Origin of the sequence: Massilia genomosp. 1, from assembly GCF_011682185.1 — a bacterium.
Classification (GTDB): Bacteria; Pseudomonadota; Gammaproteobacteria; order Burkholderiales; family Burkholderiaceae_D; genus Telluria_A; species Telluria_A rubra.
Genome location: NZ_WHJF01000018.1, coordinates 1 through 20,025 on the forward strand (window position 1 = coordinate 1; position 20,025 = coordinate 20,025).

The following is a 20,025-nucleotide window of genomic DNA, read 5'->3' on the forward strand; positions in this document are numbered from 1 at the left end:
GGTTAGCCGTTTCGTACTCGACGTGCGCGGTGTTGATGGTGATGCCGCGTGCTTTTTCTTCCGGTGCTGCATCGATCTGGTCGTATGCTTTTGCTTCGCCGCCGAATTTCTTCGACAGAACGGTTGCAATCGCAGCCGTCAGGGTGGTTTTACCGTGATCGACGTGACCGATGGTGCCCACGTTGACGTGCGGCTTGGTCCGTTCGAATTTACCTTTTGCCATTTTGATCTTCCTTTAAAGACTATTTTTACAATTTTTGTTTGTTGCCAGCGCGGCTTATGGCTGCGCCCGGCAAATCGATTATTCAGTTGAGGACAGAGCAAAGGCGGTGAACCCTGCTCTGTCCCGCAATCGCGTCAATCCGTTGAGGACTGGGCAACGGCGATGAACCCTGCCCTGTCCCGCAAAAGATCAAGCTTAATTACTTGGCCTTGGCCGTGATGATCGCATCGGTAACGTGCTTAGGCGCTTCCGAATAGTGCTTGAATTCCATCGTGTAGGTAGCACGGCCTTGCGTTGCGGAACGCAGCGAGGTCGAGTAACCGAACATTTCGGACAGCGGCACTTCGGCTTTGATGATCTTGCCGCCGCCGCCTGGAATCTCGTCCATGCCCTGCACCATACCGCGGCGGGACGACAGATCGCCCATCACGGTACCGGCGTAGTCTTCCGGCGTTTCCACTTCCACGGCCATCATTGGCTCGAGGATGACTGGCGATGCTTTACGGCAGCCATCTTTGAATGCCATCGAAGCGGCCATCTGGAACGCGTTTTCGTTCGAGTCCACATCGTGGTACGAACCGAAGAACAGCGTGACCTTGACGTCGACCACTGGATAACCAGCCATCACGCCGGCGTTGAGCGTACCGCGCACACCCTTTTCAACCGCAGGGATGTATTCGCGTGGAACGGTGCCGCCCTTGATCGCGTCGACGAATTCGAAACCTTTACCGGCTTCTTGCGGCTCGATCTTCAGGACAACGTGACCGTACTGACCACGACCGCCCGACTGCTTGACGAACTTGCCTTCGGATTCTTCGCACACCTTGCGGATCGTTTCGCGGTAAGCCACTTGTGGCTTGCCGACGGTCGCTTCGACGCCGAATTCGCGCTTCATGCGGTCAACGATAATTTCCAGGTGCAACTCGCCCATACCACCGATGATGGTTTGGCCCGATTCTTCATCGGTCTTGACGCGGAACGAAGGATCTTCCTGTGCCAGGCGGTTCAGCGCCAGGCCCATTTTTTCCTGGTCAGCCTTGGTTTTTGGCTCAACAGCCTGTTGAATCACCGGCTCAGGGAAGACCATTTTTTCCAGCGTGATGATCGACGATGGATCGCACAGGGTTTCGCCCGTGGTCGCGTCTTTCAGGCCGACCGCGGCGGCGATGTCGCCGGCGTGGACTTCCTTGATTTCTTCGCGCTGGTTCGCGTGCATCTGCAAAATACGGCCAAGACGTTCTTTCTTGTTCTTGATCGGATTGTAGACGGTGTCGCCCGACTTGATCATGCCCGAGTAGACGCGGAAGAAGATCAGCTGGCCCACGAACGGGTCGGTCATGATCTTGAATGCCAGCGCCGAGAATTTCTCGGTGTCTTCCGCTTTACGCGTGGTCGGCTGGTCATCTTCGTCCATGCCCTTGACTGGCGGGATGTCGACTGGCGATGGCAGGTATTCAATCACGCCGTCGAGCATGGCTTGCACGCCCTTGTTCTTGAACGCGGTGCCGCACATCATCGGGACGATTTCCGACGCGATGGTACGCTGGCGCAAGGCGGCCTTGATCTCTTCTTCCGACAGATCGCCTTCTTCCAGGTACTTGTTCATCAGTTCGTCGTTCGCTTCAGCAGCGGTTTCGACCAGCTTCAGACGCCACTCGGCAGCCTGCTCTTGCAGCTCAGCAGGAATGTCGCGGTAGTCGAACTTCATGCCCTGCGACGCGTCGTCCCAGTAGATGGCTTTCATCTTGACCAGATCGACCACGCCCTTGAAGTTGTCTTCGGCGCCGATTGGAATCTGCAGCGGAATCGGGTTCGCCTTCAGGCGCGCGCGCATCTGCTCGTAGACCTTGAAGAAGTTGGCGCCGGTACGGTCCATCTTGTTCACAAAAGCCAGACGTGGAACCTTGTACTTGTTCGCCTGGCGCCATACGGTTTCCGACTGTGGCTGAACACCGCCCACAGCGCAGTAAACCATGCAAGCACCGTCGAGTACGCGCATCGAGCGTTCAACTTCAATCGTGAAGTCAACGTGGCCCGGGGTGTCGATGATGTTGATGTGGTGCTCAGGGAAATTGTTAGCCATCCCTTTCCAGAAGCAGGTCGTTGCAGCCGAGGTAATCGTGATACCGCGTTCCTGCTCTTGCTCCATCCAGTCCATGGTGGCCGCGCCATCATGCACTTCGCCGATCTTGTGGTTCACGCCCGTGTAGAACAGGACGCGCTCGGTCGTGGTCGTCTTGCCAGCATCGATGTGAGCCGAGATACCGATATTGCGGTAGCGCTCAATGGGGGTCTTGCGTGCCATAATTATTCCTAAATCTTTTAATGGACAAAACCGAGCGGCATTTTGTGAACAAAATGAGCCCGGCCTCGAACAACAGATACATGGCCGCATCCTGGCTTGCACAAGCGTGCAAACCGGGACGTGGCCAATTGATTAGAAGCGGAAATGCGAGAACGCTTTGTTCGCTTCTGCCATGCGGTGAACTTCGTCCCGCTTCTTCATAGCACCACCGCGCATTTCAGCGGCTTCCATCAATTCGCCACCGAGGCGTTGCGGCATGGATTTTTCGCTGCGCTTGTTTGCGGCTTCGCGCAACCAACGCATGGACAGCGCCATACGACGAACCGGACGAACTTCAACTGGCACCTGGTAGTTGGCGCCACCGACGCGGCGGGACTTAACCTCGACCATCGGCTTGGCATTGTTGATCGCGGTTGCAAACACTTCGAGCGGGTCTTTGCCGGACTTTTGCTTGATGTGCTCAAATGCACCGTAGATGATGTTTTCTGCGACCGATTTTTTACCGGACAACATCAGTACGTTGACGAATTTGGCGACATCTTGGTTACCGAACTTTGGATCTGGCAAGATTTCGCGCTTGGGTACTTCACGACGACGTGGCATATCAATTCCTTCCTATCTTCAGTTGAGCGCGCTGTGCGCACTCGCGGAGGCCATCATAGCCATCCACTTACTCGACCATTACGGTCGGTTCAACTCGTTAAACTTCTAGTGAAAGCGGGGCGAAAAATTACTTCTTGCCTGCTTTAGCGCGCTTCGTACCGTATTTCGAACGAGCTTGCTTACGGTCTTTGACGCCCTGGGTATCCAATGCACCGCGAACCATGTGGTAACGCACACCCGGCAAATCTTTTACACGACCGCCGCGCAGCAGCACGACACTGTGTTCTTGCAGGTTGTGGCCTTCACCGCCGATGTACGAAATGACTTCGAAACCGTTGGTCAGGCGAACTTTGGCGACTTTACGCAGAGCCGAGTTTGGCTTCTTTGGAGTCGTCGTATACACACGGGTGCAAACACCACGTTTTTGCGGGCTGTTTTCCAGCGCCGGCGATTTGCTTTTCACGGTCAGAGCGACGCGTGGATTGCGAATCAGTTGATTGATGGTTGGCATCGTTATAAATCCAACAAAATTACAACATGAATAACCCGGACCAACTGTCCGGGGACTGAAACGGAGTCTCGAGCACTGCGCAGGGGAGGCACCGACAGCCGCCCTGCGAGGAGCGGCGCTGAATGCGTAAACAATGCGCAGAATAAAATCGAGAACTCGCGAGTATAGACGCGAAGTGACAGGCAGTCAAACAGTTTAATGCCCGGCAATGCAAAAAGGTGGCGGCGAGGGCCGGGCGGGCTCGGAGCCGGTCAGGGCCGCAACGCGCCACCTGGCCGGCCACTGACCGGTGCGCCGCGCGACGCCTACTTAACAGGCGCGAAGTAGGGTTTGAACGCTTCCTGCATCTCGGGCGAGAGCTGGTCGAAGCCGATCTTGCGCTTCTTGATGTCGGCACGCAAACGATCCTCGCCGCCGGCCGCCCGCACCAGCCGCGCGGCCAGGTCGGCGGCAAGTTGTTGCAGCACCTCGTGAGGAATTTGCTTGGGGTCGCGCACAGCGAAGGTTTCCCGTGCCGGGTCGCCACTGCACTTGCCGTCCGCAACGTGATAGACGCCGCCCTCGTCCGGCTGGAAATACCGGCCTTGGCCACGTTGCGGATGATTGCGCTTGAAATACCCGTTCGCGAGGTAATACGTCGCCGTCGGCGATTTTGCGACGCCGAAAATCCATTGACGCCCGGTCCAGCTCGCATTGTCGGCCATCTGCTCGCACAGGGCGCGGATCTCGTCAGGTAGCGGATCGAGTTTCAGCCTGGCGACCGGCAACCGCAGGCCCAGCATGGGATCGGCCACGAATGTGGGAGCATGGCTGCTCTCGGCGGCGCCCGCAACGGCGCTCAAAGCCGCGAAGACGACGGCTGCGCACAGGCGCTTAATAACGGTAGACGACATAGGCCGGCTTGTGCGAGCGGTATCCGGGGCCGGACCAGAAATCGGTTTGCACGAAATCTGAAATCCATCTGCTTCCGGAATACCCGGCCACATGCCCGTTGATATTACCGTTGGTATACGGTTGCATGACCATCACGTCGCCCTTGATAAACCGGAAGCTGCCCGGGTCCTCCACCTCGATTTCACGGAAGCCGATTTGAAGCAGAACCGGGCCATAATCTTTTGCGGACATGACATTCGGCGTCACGTAGGCCCCGCCAGCTTGCAGCGCCCTGCGTACATAAAGGGCGCACTTCGAGTCGCCGAATCCCGGCAGCGCATGGTCCTTCAAGTGTTTTACAAATTTTTCCAGATCGATTGCCATAGCAGCCCTTCAGCGATGTTGTTGATTGCAAGATCCCGGGCGCCAGCCGCCAGCCATGTTTCCGCCATTGCCGCCGCCAGGTGAACCGCCAAATAATATCATTATAATAAATGTTCATTCGACTATTAAAAATGTCCATTGGCGATCACCTGATGCTGTCGCGCCCGCACACGGCGCGCAATGGCTCGCCGCTGCTCGCGCTGCCGGCTCGAATATTTGGCAATGAGAACTAAAAACCCCGGATAATGGCCGCTTTCGCCGCCCCCACATTTCCCTGATGCGACACCTGCTGCGCCCCGCCCCGCTCTACCTGCTGCTGACCTACGCGGCCTTGTCGGCCATCCCCTTCTTTCCCATGCTGCTGGGCACGCGACTCGAGCGCCCATGGCAGGTGCTCGGCATCGAAGCGGTGGCCTGGGTGGCGGTGTGGGCGCTGTTCAAGCGTCCCGCCTGGTTCCACTGGCTGCTGATTCCAGCCTTCCTGGCGCTGCCGACCGAGCTCTACCTGTTCAGTTTCTACGGACAGAGCATTTCCACCCACCACCTCGGCATCATCGCCGAAACCAGCCCCAAGGAAGCACTCGAGTTTCTCGGCAACACGGTGTGGCTGATGCTGGCCGTGATGGCCGCCGTCATCGCCTGGTGGGTCACCAGCTTCCGGGCGGCCCGCCGCGCGCGCGAACTCGACTGGGACGACGGCTCGCGCCGGCTGAGCCTGGGCCTGCTGGCCATCGGCGCCGCCCTGTGGGCCTACGGCCACGAATTCGGGGTCGCCCCGCGCGCCGCCGCCACAACGGCCGCCGTCAAGGCCTCCGCCAGCGCCGCCAAAGCCGCCCCGGGCGCCGCCGGCACCGGCTGGAAGTGGGCTCCCCTGCCCCACTGGGCCGCGCTGCCGCTCGACTTTGGCGCGTTCGCGCAAAGCTGGCCCTTCGGCATCACGGCGCGCGGCGTCGACTTCTACAAGGAACACAAGCACCTGGCCGAACTGGGCCAGCGCAACAGCGACTTCCGCTTCGGCGCGCGCCAGGGCGCGCCCGACGCCCAGCCCGAAATCGTGGTGATGGTGATCGGCGAATCGTCGCGCTTCGACCGCTGGAGCCTGAACGGCTACGCGCGCGAGACCAATCCCCTGCTGGGCAAGGAAACCAACCTGGTCACCCTGCCCGACGTGATCACCTCGGTGTCGGCCACGCGCCTGTCGGTGCCGGTGATCGTCTCGCGCAAACCGGCCACCCAGAGCCTGAAGGACGGCTTCGCCGAAAAATCCTTCCTGACCGCCTACAAGGAAGCCGGCTTCAAGACCTGGTGGCTGTCGAACCAGATCTCGTTCGGCGAATTCGACACGCCGGTATCGGTGTTTGCCAGGGAGGCGGACGTGATCCAGTTCCTCAACCTGGGCGGCTTTACCAACAATTCGAACTTCGACGAGATTTTGTTCGATCCCCTGCGCCGCGCGATTGCCGACCCGGCCCCGAAAAAGCTGATCGTGCTGCACTCGCTGGGCAGCCACTGGAACTACAGCCAGCGCTATCCCAAGCAGTTCGACCGCTGGCAGCCATCGCTGTTCGGCATCGACAAACCGGTCTACAGCAACCCGGCGCTCAAGGCGCAGCTCAATAACAGCTACGACAGCAGCATCTTGTATACCGACTGGTTCCTGGCCAGCGTGATCGGCCAACTCAAGGGATCGCAGCAGCGCAGCGCCATGCTGTACGTGTCCGACCACGGCCAGACGCTGTACGACAACAGCTGCAAGCAGGCCTTCCACGGCCACAATACCCAGTACGAATTCCACGTGCCGGCGCTGGTGTGGTATTCGGACCAGTACCAGGGGCGCTATCCCGCCAAGGTGGAACAACTGCGGCGCCACGGCAAGGCGCGCCTGGCGACCGAAAACATGTTCCACACCCTGCTCGACCTGGCCGACATCCGCTACGCCGGCGAGCGCCTGGAATGGAGCTTCGTCAATCCCGGTTTCAAAGAGCACAAGCGCTACGTCGACAGCTATGGCTGGAGCGACTACGACAATGCCACCTTCAAGGGCGACTGCCGCGAAGTGATCGACAAGGGCACGCCGCTCAAACGCGACAAATAGAAAAGACCATGAGCAAATATGTAGAAACCGGCTTCAAGCTGCTGTTGTGGTATCTCGCCGCCACCTTCATCGCCACCCAACTGTGGCTGGTGCTCGAAGCGCCGCACGCACACGTTCCGGGCGGCCTGTTCATGGTGCTCTCGCCGCTCGGGCCTGTGGTATGGATCAAGGCGATCCTGGAAGGCCGCGCCTCGGCCGCGAACATCATCGCGCTGCTGGTCGTGGCAGCGGCGCTGGCCGTGGGAACCTGGCATTCGCTGCGCAAGCGCGATCATTGACGATAAGCGCCTGCCCGGACTGCCGATGCGGAGGTACCGGCCAGCACGCCATCGCAATCGCCGGGATGCGCCAGATAGCCATCGAGCCAGTCGAACACCCGCCCCGCCCTGTCCTCGATGGCAGGGCCAAAACCGCGCTGCGCCAGCAGGGCGATGCCGTTGGTATGGGCCAGCACGCCCGCTTCGAGCACCAGCCGCCCGGCGCCGTCCAGGCGCACGCACAGGGGCGCGAGCCGCTGCGCCAGCAAGGACGCCAGCACCAGGTTGTGCGACGAGACCATCACCAGCCCCTTGGCCGCCAGCACGTCGAGCACTGCGGCGGCCGCCGACACCGATTCGAGGTGATTGGTGCCCCGGAAAATCTCGTCGATGATGCAGATGCCCGGATGCGGGCCGTCGGCCGCCGCCAGCAGTTCCTGCGCGCGCCGCAGTTCGGCCATGTACAGGCTCTCGCCGCCGAACAGCGAATCCTCGCTCTGCATGCTGGTGTAGACCGGCAGGTCGGGCACCCTGGCCTGGCGCGCATAGCAAAAGCCGAAGGCCCGCGCCGCCACCAGGTTCACGCCGACGGTGCGCAGCAAGGTGCTCTTGCCGATCCCGTTCTGGCCCGAGATGAAGGCCCCGCCCCCGGACAGGCTGACCGACAGCGCTTGCGCCTGCGGCAGCAAGGGATGCACGGTATCGTCCAGCGCCAGCGCCTGGTGCGCATGCCGTTCGGCCCAGCACAGCGCCGGCGCGCTCAACAGATGGCGCGCCAGCGCGATATCGGCTTCCAGTTCGCCCACCCGCGCAAAGCAGGCGCGCAAAAAGTCCAGATGACCATGCACCAGGCGCACGCCCTTGTAGTAATGGTTCACATTGTCGAGCATGAACCAGTCCAGGTAGGCGCGCGCGCCGGGCGTCATCATCACCATCGGCGGGCGCGAAAGCTGGCGATTGAGTTTGCCCGCCGCCGCCGCCGGCCCGGCGAACGGCAGCAGCAGCGCACCCGCATCGGCGCGCGCGCCCAGGATGCTGGCCGTGCGCAGCAGCATCTGCAGCGCATTCATCGAGCGGTCCCATTCGTCCACCCGCTCGTAGTAGCGCATCTGGGTGCTCATTAATATATAGGCCACCACGCCGGTGGCCAGCCAGGCGGCCGGCGTGACGATGACGGCCGCGATCGACGCCAGCAGCAGGATCGGCAGCGGCCAGGTCTTGCCCACCCACCAGGGCGCGGCCGGCGCGGCGTCTTGGAACAGCAAGGTGGCGATCTCCTTGTCCGCATGGCGCAGCGAAGCGCAGTCGCGCTGCAGCGCGGCCAGGCGCACCGGGTTGCGCATCAACTCGCGCACACGCTCGCCCACGGCGGCGCAATCCTGGTCGCCCAGCCCTTCGCGCAGGCGCCGGTACAGCACCTGCTGGCCGAAGATGCTGACCTCACCCGACAACTGCGCGCGGTAGGGATCGAGCAGCAGGTCCTTCCAGGTGGCGTCGTCGAGCGCGCCGCGCGCCGGGTTGGGACAGAGCCGGTGCAGCTGGGCCACGTCGCTGGCGGCAAAGCCGTAATCGAGCGGCTCCCTGTCGGGAATGACGAGCAAGACGCGCAAGGACGTCACGACACGGCGACCCAGGGCGGACAACTTCGATACGAACGCGGACATACGGCCTTTCTGGGCGGCGGCGGCGCGGGTCGCGCAGCCTGCCTGCAAGATGCGGATTAATTAACAAAATGCAAGACCACACTGTCCGGGCACCGTCCAGGCACGCCGTCCGGACAGCGCGGACAGCCTTGTGCCAACGCAGAAATCCATACGAATCAATAACTTAAGAGGTGGCACGCTTCCTGCATTAGTCGATGAACATTGACCCAACAGGCCAGCCCCATGATTCGAGATACCTCTTCCCAGGACGCCACCATCAGTGCGCCGCCAGCGTACAAGGCCAAGCGCCGCATCCTTGCCGCCGTGCTGGCGGCGCTCGCCCTCGGCGGCGCGGCGCTGCTGCTGTCGGCCTGGCGCGGCAGCGAGCACGCGGTCAGCGCGGCGCGCCTGCGCGTGGCCGACGTCACGCGCGGCACGCTGGTGCGCGACGCCTCGGTCAACGGCCGCGTGGTGGCCGCCGTCAGTCCCACCCTGTACGCCACCGCGCCGGCCACGGTCACGCTCAAGGTGGCCGCCGGCGACACGGTCAAGAAGGGCCAGGTGCTGGCCCTGCTCGAATCGCCCGACCTGTCGGACGCGCTCAAACGCGAGCAATCGAGCTACCAGCAGTTAGAGGCGGAAGTGGCGCGCCAGCGCATCCTGGCCAGGAAACAGAAACTGCTGGCCCAGCGCGAAGCCGACACCGCCGAAATCGACCGCCTGTCGGCCCAGCGCACGCTCGAGCGCTACGACAGCGTGGTCCAGGAAGGCATCATCGCCAAGATCGACTACCAGAAAGCCAAGGACGCGCTCAACTCGGCCGGCATCCGCGCGCGCCACGCCGCGCAGGCGGCCACGCTCGAGGGCGACGACGTCGGCCTGGCGCTGCAAACCAAGGTGGCCGAACTCGATCGCCAGCGCCTGTCGATGGCCAACGCCCAGCGCCGCGTCGATGAACTGTCGGTACGGGCGCCGGTCGATGGCTTCATCGGCACCTTGTCGGTGCAGAACCGCAGCGTGGTGGCGGCCAACGCGGCCCTCATGACCCTGGTCGACCTGTCGCGCCTCGAAGTCGAACTCGAAGTCCCGGAAACCTACGTCGACGACATGGGCCTGGGCATGAGCGCCGACATCGCGCTCGGCAACGCCAGCGCCAGCGGCAAGCTGTCGGCCCTCTCGCCCGAAGTGGTCAAGAACCAGGTACTGGCGCGGGTGCGCTTCGACGGCGACCAGCCCAAGGGCCTGCGCCAGAGCCAGCGCGTCAGCGCACGCCTGCTGATCGAAGAAAAACGCGACGTCATCCTGCTGCCGCGCGGCCCCTTCGTCGAGAGCGAGGGCGGGCGCTTCGCCTACGTCATGCGGGACGGCGTGGCCGTGCGCACCCCCATCAAACTGGGCGCGACCAGCGTGTCCTCGGTCGAGATCCTGAGCGGCCTGAAACCGGGCGACAAGGTCGTCATCGCCGGCACCGACAGCTTCGCCAACGCCGCCCGCGTCGTCATCAACAACTAACATGTCAACGAAAGGAACTTCCATGCTGCGCATGACCAATCTGAGCAAGGTGTACCGCACCCACATGATCGAAACGCACGCGCTGCGCGGCTTCGAAATCCACGTCCGCCAGGGCGAATTCGTCACCGTCACCGGCCCCTCCGGCTCGGGCAAGACCAGCTTCTTGAACATCGCCGGCCTGCTCGAAGAATTCACTGGCGGCGAGTATGTGCTCGACGGCGTCAACGTCAAGGGCATGGACGACAACGCCCGCTCGCGCCTGCGCAACGAAAAGCTGGGCTTCATCTTCCAGGGCTTCAACCTGATTGCCGACCTGTCGCTGTTCGACAACGTCGACGTGCCGCTGCGCTACCGCGGTTTCAACGCCGCCGAACGCAAGGAGCGCATCGAAGACGCGCTCTCCAAGGTCGGCCTGGCCTCGCGCATGAAGCACTATCCGGCCGAACTGTCGGGTGGCCAGCAACAGCGCGTGGCGATCGCGCGCGCGCTGGCCGGCTCGCCCAAGCTGCTGCTGGCCGATGAACCGACCGGCAATCTCGACACCCAAATGGCGCGCGGGGTGATGGAACTGCTGGAAGAGATCAACTCCCAGGGAACCACCATTTTGATGGTCACGCACGACCCCGAACTGGCGGAGCGCGCGCAGCGCAATGTCCACATCATCGACGGCCAGGTCTCGGACCTGGTGCGCAATCCCGTCAACCTGGCCGGCGCCAACACGTCCGGCCAGGCATCATAAGGAGAACCCATGTTTTCGTACTGCTTCATGCTGGGCGTGCGCAGCCTGCGCCGCAACCCGGGGCTGACCGCCCTGATGGTGCTGACCCTGGCCGTCGGCGTGGCGGCCAGCGTCAGTACCCTGACCATCCTGCACGTCATGTCGGGCAATCCGATTCCACACAAGAGCGAGCGCCTGTTCGTGCCGAAAATCGACAATGGCACAATCGAGGACTTCAACCCGCAGGGCGAGGATGACAGCGACCCGCAACTGAGCTACATCGACGCCACCAACTTCCTCAGGGATGGCCATGGCGAACGCCGTACGGTGCTGTACGGCGTGTCGGCGCCGCTCGAACCGGAGCGCAAGGACCTGTCGGTGCTGGCGGCCAAGGGACTGGCCGTCACGCGCGATTTTTTCGCCATGATGGACGTGCCGATGCGCTATGGGCAAGCGTGGAGCGAGGCCGATGACCGCGCCGGCGCCGATGTGCTGGTGTTGAGCGCGGCGCTGGCCGAGAAGCTGTTCGGCGCGGTCGACCCGGTCGGCAAGCGCGTTCGCCTGATGGACGCCCAGTTCCAGGTGGTGGGGGTGCTCAAGCCGTGGCTGCCGGCGCCGAAATTCTACAAGCTGATCGGCGGCGCCGGCTTCGGCGAGGAGGACGACATCCTGCTGCCCTTCGCCAGCGCCGTGCGGCACAAGGCCAGCCCGCAAGGCAGCCTCAGTTGCCGCCAGCGCGTCGAACCGGGATGGCAGGGATTTCTCGATTCGGAATGCACCTGGCTGCAGTTTTTCTTCGAAACCAAAACCGCCGCCGGGCGCGCGCCGTTGCAGGATTACCTGGACAACTACACGGCTGCACAGCGCAAGCTGGGACGCCTGCAGCGCAAGCGGCCGAACCAGCTGTTCGACGTCATGCAGTGGCTCGAATTTAACAAGGTGGTCGGCAACGACAGCCGCCTGGCGACCTGGCTGGCGTTCGGCTTCCTGCTGCTTTGCCTGGTCAACACGGTCGGCCTGCTGCTCGCCAAATTTTCGGTACGCGCTTCCGAGGTTGGCATCCGGCGCGCGCTGGGCGCCTCGCGCAAGGAGATCTTCCGCCAGTTCCTGACCGAAACCGCCGTCATCGGCCTGGCCGGCGGGGTGCTGGGACTGGGGCTGGCCCTTGGCGCGCTGGCCCTGATCGGCATGCAGTCGCAGGAACTGCGGGCCGTCACGCGCATGGACTGGCAGATGCTCGGCCTGACGTTCCTGATGTCGCTGGGCGCAGCCATGCTGGCCGGCCTGCTGCCGACCTGGCGCGCCTGCCAGGTCACGCCCGCCCTTCAACTTAAATCGCAGTGACCTTCGAAAGACCCGCTATGGAAATCCGACCGATCATCTCCGCGCTCCTGCGTAGCAAAACCGGCGCCATTCTGGTGGCGCTGCAAGTGGCGCTCAGCCTGGCCATCCTGAGCAACGCGCTCCATATCGTGAGCGAGCGCCAGGCCGTGGCCGCGCGCCCGAGCGGCATTGCCGACGAAGGAGATGTGTTCCACATCCGGGTGCGCCACCTGGTCGATGCGAGCCACCAGGAACAGCTGGCGCGCCAGCAGGCCGAAACACTGGCCCTGCGCGCCATCGGCGGCGTGGCGTCGACCGCATTTGCCAACCAGGCGCCGATGTCGCAATCGGGCTGGTCCAGCTTGATCACCGCCGGACGCGCCAAGGGCAGCAACAGTTCGCTGGCCTCCATGTACTATTCAGGCGATTCGCTGGTCAAGACCTGGGGTCTGACCCTGGTCGAAGGACGCGACCTGACCGCAGCCGATGTCGTCGACATCGATGGCAACACCTCGCCCGACTCGCTGTTTCCCAGGTCGGTGCTGGTCACCAGGGCGCTGGCCGCCAAGCTGTGGCCGGGCGCTGGCCAGGTGCTCGGCCAGACGCTCTACTTCGGCAACGAGGCCGACGCCAATGCCGCCACGGTAGTCGGCGTCATCGCCACGCTGCAGTCGCCAAGCGCGCAAGCGTCCGACGCGGGCGGCTTTGCGCTGGTTGCGCCGATGCGCAAGACGTCCGACAGCACCATGTTTACCGTGCGCGCCGAGGCCGGCGAACGGGAGCGGGTCATGAAGGAAGCCGACGCCGCCATGCGCGCCGCCAACCAGGGGCGCGCCATTATCAGCATGAAGAACGTGAAGCAGGACCGCAAAGAGCGCTACCGGGCCGACCTGGCGTTGGCATGGATGCTGATCGCAGTCAGCGTGCTGCTGCTGTTCATTACCGCCAGCGGCATCGTCGGCATGGCCAGCCTGTGGGTCACCCAGCGCCGCAAGCAGATCGGCGTACGGCGCGCCCTGGGCGCGCGCCGCGGCGACATCCTGCGCTACTTCATCACCGAGAACTTCATAATCACCAGCGTGGGCGTATTGTGCGGGGTGGCCATGGCGGTCGCGCTGAACCAGCTGCTGGTGGCCCAGCTCGAGATGGCGCGCCTGCCGCCATCCTACCTGATGGGGGGCGCCTGCGTGTTCTGGGCGCTCGGCGTGGCCGCCGTGTACGGGCCGGCCTGGCGCGCCGCGTCGATATCGCCGGCCACGGCGACGCGCAGTGCCTGACCCACTTCACCAGCCGCGTTCCGATGGTATGCTAGCGGCCATGCCTACTGTATTGATCATCGACGACAACGCCGCCGTCGCCATCGCACTCGATGTCCTGTTTTCGCTGCACGACATCGGTGCGCTGCGCGCCACCTCGCCCGAAGAAGGCCTGGCCATCCTGGACGTTACCCGCGTGGACCTGGTCATCCAGGACATGAATTTTTCGGCCGACACCACCTCGGGCGAGGAAGGCAGGGCGCTGTTTCGCGCCATCCGCCAGCGCCACCCGGACCTGCCGGTGATCCTCTTGACCGCCTGGACCCACCTGGACGCGGCGGTCGACCTGGTCAAGTCGGGCGCGGCCGACTATTTGTCCAAGCCCTGGAACGACAACCGCCTGATCGCCACGGTCACCAACCTGATCGAACTGGGACAGGCCAACCGCTCCCTGCGCCAGCGCGTGCAGCAGGAGCGGCGCGTGCGGCGCGACCTGGAACAGGGCTTCGACCTGCGCGGCATGGTGTGGCAGGACGCCGCCACCGAACGCGTGTTGCACCTGGCCTGCCAGGTGGCGCGGGCCGACGTGCCGGTCCTGATCAGTGGCCCCAACGGCACCGGCAAGGAACGCATCGCCGAGATCATCCAGGCCAATTCGCTGGTGGCCGGCGGCCCGTTCGTCGTGCTCAATTGCGGCGCGCTGCCGGCCGAACTGATCGAGGCCGAACTGTTCGGCGCCGAAGCGGGCGCCTACACCGGTGCCTCGCGCGCGCGCGAAGGCAAGTTCGAAGCGGCCGACGGCGGCACCCTGTTTTTGGATGAAATCGGCAACCTGCCGCTGGCCGGCCAGATGAAGCTCCTGCGCGTGCTCGAGACCGGGCGCTTCGAGCGCCTGGGATCGAACCGCGAACGCCAGGTCAAGGTACGCGTGATCAGCGCCACCAACGCCGACCTGGGTGCGATGATCCGCGCCGGCACCTTCCGCGAAGACCTGTTCTACCGCCTGAACGTGATCGAACTGCGCCTGCCGGCGCTGGCGGCGCGCCCGGCCGACATTCTGCCGCTGGCCAGCAGTTTCCTGGCGCGCGGCAAAAGCCTGCACCACTGCGCCCAGGCCGCGCTGCTGGCGCACGCCTGGCCCGGCAATGTGCGCGAACTCAAGAACGTGATGGCGCGCGCCAGCCTGCTGGCCGCCGGCGACATCATCAAGGCGACCGACCTGGGGCTGCCGCTGACGCTGGCCCCCAGCGTCGAGGTGGAACCGGACCGCGACGCCATCGTGCAGGCCATGGCGCGCACCAACGGCGTGGTGGCCCAGGCGGCGGCCGATCTTGGCCTGTCGCGCCAGGCGCTGTACCGCCGCATGGAGCGCCTCGGGATCGCGCGCTAGCCGATGCGCCAGTCGCCGCGCTTGTCCCTGCGTTTGTCTCTCATTACGCGCTGCTCCATCCTGGTGGGCGCCCTGCTGGCGCTGGGCATCCTCATCGCGCTCGGGCTGGACCACCTGCTGCCGGGGCGTGTGCTGGTGGTGCTGGTCCTGTCGCTGGTGTGCGTGGCGCCGCTTGCGGCGATCGCCATGCGCGCCCAGCTCCGGCCGGTCCTGTCGCTGTTTCGCGCGCTCGAAGGCACCGTCACCAGCTACAAGGATGGCGACTTTTCCTTCAGCCTGCACTGGCCGCGCAACGACGAACTGGCCGACCTGGTGGCGGCCCACAACGCGCTCGGCAACGTGCTGCGCGAACAGCGCCTGGCGCTGGTGCAGCGCGAACTGCTGCTCGACACCATGGTCCAGAACACGCCGGTGGCCATGCTGCTGGTCGCCGACTCTGCCTGCGACGGCGCGGGGGCGATCGTCTACGCCAACCTGTCGGCGCGCCAGATGCTGGGCGAGGGCCGCAAACTCGAAGGACTGCGCATGTCCGGGATTCTCAGCCAGGCCTCGCCGGCGCTGGTGGACGCGCTGGCGCGTGGCGGGGACGGCTTGTTCACAGCCGGCGACGGCGAAGAGGAAGAGGTGTACCACCTGGCGCGCCGCAGCTTCAGCCTCAATGGCCGCAAGCACGAACTGCTGCTGCTGCGCCAGCTGACCCACGAACTGCGGCGCCAGGAAGTGCAGACCTGGAAAAAGGTCATCCGCGTCATCAGCCACGAACTGAATAATTCGCTCGCGCCCCTCACCTCGCTGGCCCACTCGGGCGCGGAGCTGGTGCGGCGCGGCCAGACCGAACGCCTGCCGCAGATCCTGGAAACCATCGAAGAACGCACGCGCCACCTGGAGAGCTTCATCCTCGGCTACGCGCGCTTCGCCAAGCTGCCCTCGCCGCGCATCGAAGAATGCCCTTGGCCCGCTTTTGTCAGCCGGCTGGCCTCGCAGGTAGCGCTGACGGTGAGCGGCGCGCTGCCGGTCGAGGCGGCCCGCATCGACCCGGCCCAGATGGAGCAAGCCTTGCTCAACCTGCTCAAGAACGCCCACGAATCGGGTTCGCCAGCGGCCGACGTGACGCTGCAGGTGCGCCAGGCGCACGGCACGCTGCGCATCGAGGTGATGGACCGCGGCCAGGGCATGAGCGACGCGGTGCTGACCAATGCGCTGGTGCCGTTCTACTCCACCAAGCGCAGCGGCACCGGCCTGGGACTGGCGCTGGCCCGGGAAATCGCCGAAGCGCACGGCGGGCGCATCACGCTCGGCAACCGCGACGGCGGCGGCCTGACGGTGACCCTGATCCTGCCGGCCTAAGGGCCTGGAATGGTAAGATCGGGTTCCCTCTTATTCCCCGCCCGCGATGTCCGCCACCCCTGCTTCCACCCGCTTCGACGCACCCGGCCATCCGCCGGCCACCATCACCGAATTCAAAGGCGTGCGCTTCATGCACCTGGGCAGCTCGTGGGTGCAGGGCGCCATGCGCCTGGCCAAGCCCGACAACATCGAGCTCGAATACGTGCAGATGATGATGATGTGGATGCTCTTCCTCGACCATCCGAAGCACATCGTCCAGCTGGGATTGGGCAGCGCGGCGCTGACCAAGTTCAGTTACCAGCGTTTTCCGCAAGCGCGGGTGACGGTGGCCGAACTCAATCCCAACGTGATCGACGTCTGCCACGCCCATTTCGGCCTGCCGCCGAACGACGCGCGGCTGGACGTGCGCCAGATGGATGCGATGGATTTCGTGCTGGACCCGGCCAACCACGGCAAGGTCGACGTGCTGCAGGTGGACTTGTACGACGAAGATGCGCGCGGCCCGGTGCTCGATTCGCCCGAGTTCTACCAGGCCTGCCTGGATTGCCTGTCCGAGGACGGCATCATGACCACCAATGTCTTCGGCGACTTCGCCAACTACGACAAGAACCTGCAAAACATGGAGCTGGTGTTCGATGCGGTGGTGTGGCTACCCGAAGTGCATGACGCGAACATCGTCGTGGTGGCGTTCAAGCGCGCGCCATCGATCGATTTTTCGGTGTTGTACGAACGCGCCGGGGCCATTAAAAAGAGCATGAACCTGCCGGCCAAGAACTGGGTGGCAGGTTTGAAAGGCTGGATGCAGGACCAGCAGGAATAAGCATATAGCGGAAGCGCATAAGTGATGCGCGCGCGCGGGGTACGTAGTCGAGATTACAGCGTTTTGTGGGTACAAGCACTAAATTTTGCTGCGGATTGCCGCCATTGCACGCATTTACAACACTCTCGCATGACTCGTTGCGCGTCACAAAACTCGTCGGGTAGTATCGTTTTCACACTGGCTGGCCCCACGAGGGTGTGTCCAGTCAATTCCCTAAAAATGAAAACGAAAACGAGACATCTACATGACGAATACCCCAGGCAGCCCGCACCTTAAACGCACCTTGCTCGCATCGGCGCTCCTGCTCGCGCTGACAAGCACCTACGCGCAGCAGGGCGCAGCACCCGCCGCCCGCAGTGGCGAAGACAGCCCCGCTTCCGTCGTGATCCTCGGCTCGCGCTCGACCGCCAAGACCTCGCTCGATACCGCCGCCCCGGTTGGCCTGATCAACATCAAGGACATGCAGACCGCAGGTCCCCTGGAACTGGGCAAGCTGCTGCAAACGCTGGACCCCTCGTTCAACTTCAGCTCGACCTTTATCAGCGACGGCACCGACATCATCCGCCCCGCCACCCTGCGCGGCCTCGGTCCCGACCAGTTGCTGGTGCTCGTGAACGGCAAGCGCCGCCACCAGCAGGCGCTGGTCAATGTGCAGCAAACGGTCGGACGCGGCTCGGCCGGCACCGACATCAACGCCATTCCGCTGTCGGCCATCCACCACATCGAAGTGCTGCGCGATGGCGCGGCCGCCCAGTACGGTTCGGACGCGATCGCCGGCGTGATCAACATCGTCCTCAAGAAGCAGACCAACGAAACCCAAGTGAGCAGCAGCGTCGGCACCACTTCCGAAGGCGACGGCGACCTGATCTCCGGCAGCGCCAACACCGGCTTCAAGCTGGGCGAAAGCGGCTACCTGAACCTGTCGGTCGAAGGGCGCCGCCGCAACGAAACCAACCGCGCCGGCGTCGACTCCTTGCGGGTCGACCCGCCGCGCGTGACCCAGCGCATCGGCGACAGCCTGGCCAAAGATGCTTACCTGTGGTGGAATGCGGGCCTGCCGATCGACGACAGCAGCGAGTTCTACGCCTTCGGCGGCGTCTCCAAGCGCACCGGCGACTCGGCGGGTTTTTTCCGCTCGGCGGGCGACGGCCGCACCGTGCCGGCCGTGTACCCGAACGGCTTCCTGCCGAACATCATGACCACCGTGAAGGATGCCTCGTTCGCCGTCGGCTACAAACGCGACCTGGCCAACGAATGGAAGTTCGACGTGAGCGTGAACCACGGCCGCAGCCAGCTTGGTTTCCACGAACGTAACTCGATCAACGTCAGCTACTGGTATGAACCGAAACCGGGTGGCGGCATCTATGCCGAGTCGCCCCTCGAAGCCGATACCGGCACGCTCAAATTCAACCAGACCACCTTCAACGCCGATATCCGCGGCCCGCTCAAGTTCGGCGACCGTACGGTGCAGCTGGCGACCGGTTTCGAGTACCGCAGCGATAACTACGCGATCGAAGCGGGCGACCCGGTCTCGTACCAGTACGGCCGCACGAACAACCCGGCCATCAAGATCTCCGACCAGGGCGGCGGCATTGCGGCATCGGGCGCGCAAGGCTTCCCGGGCTACACGCCGGGCACCGAAGTGGACCAGGGCCGTCACAACATCGCCATGTACCTCGATGCGGAACACAACATCACCGAACAGCTGCTGGTGGCCGCCGCGGTGCGCTTCGAAAAGTACTCGGACTTCGGTAACACCACCACCGGCAAATTGAGCATGCGTTACGATCCGACGCGCCAGTTCGGCATGCGCGGCAGCGTCTCGACCGGTTTCCGCGCACCGAGCGTGCAGCAGAAGTTCTACAGCTCGGTGTCGACCAACCTCAATTCGGCCGGCGTGCTGACCGAAACCCTGACCGCGCGCGAAGGCAGCCCTGTCACGCGCGCCTTCGGCATCTCGCCGCTCAAGGAAGAAACCTCGAAGAGCGCCAGCATCGGGATGATCCTGCGCCCGATGCCGAACTTCTCGGTCACGGCCGACTTGTACCGCATCGACATCGACGACCGCATCGTCTTCTCGAGTAACGTCGCGCCGGAATCGGGCAACTGCGTGCCGGCTTCCAAGTGCCCGATCAAGGCGATCCTCGATCCGCTCAAGGTCGGCCAGGCCCAGTTCTTCACCAACGCGATCGACACCACCACGGATGGCCTGGACATCGTGGCCGAGCACACCAGCAAGTGGAGCGGCTCGACCCTGGTGCTGTCGGGCCAGATGGGTTTCAACAAGACCGAAGTCAAGAACCGCAAATCGCAGTCGCCGGTGCTGACCGGCGCCCAGCTGTTCGACGACGCCCAGGTGACCCTGATCGAACGCGGCCAGCCGCGCAAGAAGCACGTGATCGCGGCCGACTACACGAGCGGCGCATGGAACGTGAACACCCGCGCCAACTACTACGGCCCGGTGCAGGGCCAGGGCTTTACGGCCCCGTTCATCCAGACCTGGGAAGCCAAATGGCTGGTCGACATGTCGCTGCGCTACTCGTTCACCAAGAAGCTCAGCGCCTCGTTCGGCGTGAACAACCTGTTCGACACCTACCCGACCGAATGGGACAAGACGCGCGCCGCACCGTTCCCGCAACTGGGTTTCACCCGCTGCTGGGAAACCTGCCCGATCGGCATCAACGGTCGCCAGATGTACGCCAAGGTTGACTGGGCTTTCTAAGCTGGTCCACCTTGCATGACAAGGCCACGCCGGCGACGGCGTG

Annotated in this window: 17 protein-coding genes; 10 read left to right on the plus strand and 7 right to left on the minus strand. The window is 63.7% G+C overall.

Going from position 1 to position 20,025, the window contains the following annotated elements:
* The 6 genes from F1735_RS09075 to F1735_RS09100 all read right to left on the minus strand — a co-directional run.
* Positions 1 to 223 (minus strand): GTP-binding protein (locus F1735_RS09075; RefSeq protein ID WP_229505690.1); only part of this gene is annotated, 223 nt, incomplete at its 3' end.
* A gap of 199 nt (positions 224 to 422) precedes the next feature.
* On the minus strand, positions 423 to 2,528 hold the full coding sequence (gene fusA / locus F1735_RS09080; RefSeq protein ID WP_166895198.1) for an elongation factor G: 2,106 nt from the start codon (positions 2,526 to 2,528) through the stop codon (positions 423 to 425).
* 132 nt (positions 2,529 to 2,660) lie between these two features.
* Entirely contained in the window at positions 2,661 to 3,131 is a 471-nt protein-coding gene (gene rpsG / locus F1735_RS09085) for a 30S ribosomal protein S7 (RefSeq protein WP_054265804.1), read from the minus strand.
* 127 nt (positions 3,132 to 3,258) lie between these two features.
* Positions 3,259 to 3,642 (minus strand): 30S ribosomal protein S12, encoded by a 384-nt coding sequence (gene rpsL / locus F1735_RS09090; RefSeq protein ID WP_025603541.1) that lies wholly within the window; start codon positions 3,640 to 3,642, stop codon positions 3,259 to 3,261.
* A 305-nt stretch (positions 3,643 to 3,947) separates the two neighbouring features.
* Positions 3,948 to 4,424 carry a hypothetical protein gene (locus F1735_RS09095; RefSeq protein WP_167236638.1) on the minus strand — a complete coding sequence of 159 codons (477 nt, stop codon included), beginning with the start codon at positions 4,422 to 4,424 and terminating at the stop codon, positions 3,948 to 3,950.
* A 91-nt stretch (positions 4,425 to 4,515) separates the two neighbouring features.
* The gene (locus F1735_RS09100) at positions 4,516 to 4,899 is read right to left on the minus strand and encodes a hypothetical protein (RefSeq protein WP_167236639.1); all 384 of its coding nucleotides are present in this window, start codon (positions 4,897 to 4,899) and stop codon (positions 4,516 to 4,518) included.
* Positions 4,900 to 5,176: 277 nt separating this feature from the next.
* Between F1735_RS09100 and F1735_RS09105 the strand changes: the two genes are divergently transcribed.
* Positions 5,177 to 6,994 (plus strand): phosphoethanolamine transferase, encoded by a 1,818-nt coding sequence (locus F1735_RS09105; RefSeq protein ID WP_167236640.1) that lies wholly within the window; start codon positions 5,177 to 5,179, stop codon positions 6,992 to 6,994.
* Positions 6,995 to 7,002: 8 nt separating this feature from the next.
* Positions 7,003 to 7,272 carry a hypothetical protein gene (locus F1735_RS09110; protein WP_167236641.1) on the plus strand — a complete coding sequence of 90 codons (270 nt, stop codon included), beginning with the start codon at positions 7,003 to 7,005 and terminating at the stop codon, positions 7,270 to 7,272.
* Here the strand turns inward: F1735_RS09110 and F1735_RS37425 are convergent.
* A complete protein-coding gene (locus F1735_RS37425; protein WP_167236642.1) occupies positions 7,266 to 8,915 on the minus strand; it encodes a MutS-related protein in 1,650 nt (549 codons plus the stop codon). The genes F1735_RS09110 and F1735_RS37425 overlap by 7 nt on opposite strands.
* 222 nt (positions 8,916 to 9,137) lie before the next feature.
* On the opposite strand from F1735_RS37425, the gene F1735_RS09120 reads away from it, so the two are divergent.
* From F1735_RS09120 to F1735_RS09155, 8 genes are all read left to right on the plus strand, one after another.
* A complete protein-coding gene (locus F1735_RS09120; RefSeq protein WP_167236643.1) occupies positions 9,138 to 10,406 on the plus strand; it encodes an efflux RND transporter periplasmic adaptor subunit in 1,269 nt (422 codons plus the stop codon).
* Positions 10,407 to 10,428: 22 nt separating this feature from the next.
* Complete coding sequence (locus tag F1735_RS09125; protein WP_167236644.1) at positions 10,429 to 11,145, plus strand: ABC transporter ATP-binding protein; 717 nt, start codon at positions 10,429 to 10,431, stop codon at positions 11,143 to 11,145.
* A gap of 9 nt (positions 11,146 to 11,154) precedes the next feature.
* On the plus strand, positions 11,155 to 12,468 hold the full coding sequence (locus F1735_RS09130) for an ABC transporter permease (protein ID WP_167236645.1): 1,314 nt from the start codon (positions 11,155 to 11,157) through the stop codon (positions 12,466 to 12,468).
* A gap of 17 nt (positions 12,469 to 12,485) precedes the next feature.
* Complete coding sequence (locus F1735_RS09135; protein ID WP_167236646.1) at positions 12,486 to 13,724, plus strand: ABC transporter permease; 1,239 nt, start codon at positions 12,486 to 12,488, stop codon at positions 13,722 to 13,724.
* Between the two features lie 40 nt (positions 13,725 to 13,764).
* A complete protein-coding gene (locus tag F1735_RS09140) occupies positions 13,765 to 15,093 on the plus strand; it encodes a sigma-54-dependent transcriptional regulator (RefSeq protein WP_167236647.1) in 1,329 nt (442 codons plus the stop codon).
* Positions 15,094 to 15,096: 3 nt separating this feature from the next.
* Positions 15,097 to 16,440: a sensor histidine kinase gene (locus F1735_RS09145; RefSeq protein ID WP_167236648.1), complete on the plus strand. Its 1,344-nt coding sequence runs from the start codon at positions 15,097 to 15,099 to the stop codon at positions 16,438 to 16,440.
* Positions 16,441 to 16,486: 46 nt separating this feature from the next.
* Positions 16,487 to 17,260, plus strand: a complete 774-nt coding sequence (locus F1735_RS09150; protein ID WP_167236649.1) for a spermidine synthase — start codon at positions 16,487 to 16,489, stop codon at positions 17,258 to 17,260.
* 244 nt (positions 17,261 to 17,504) lie between these two features.
* A complete protein-coding gene (locus tag F1735_RS09155) occupies positions 17,505 to 19,982 on the plus strand; it encodes a TonB-dependent receptor plug domain-containing protein (RefSeq protein ID WP_167236650.1) in 2,478 nt (825 codons plus the stop codon).
* Positions 19,983 to 20,025: the final 43 nt, after the last annotated feature.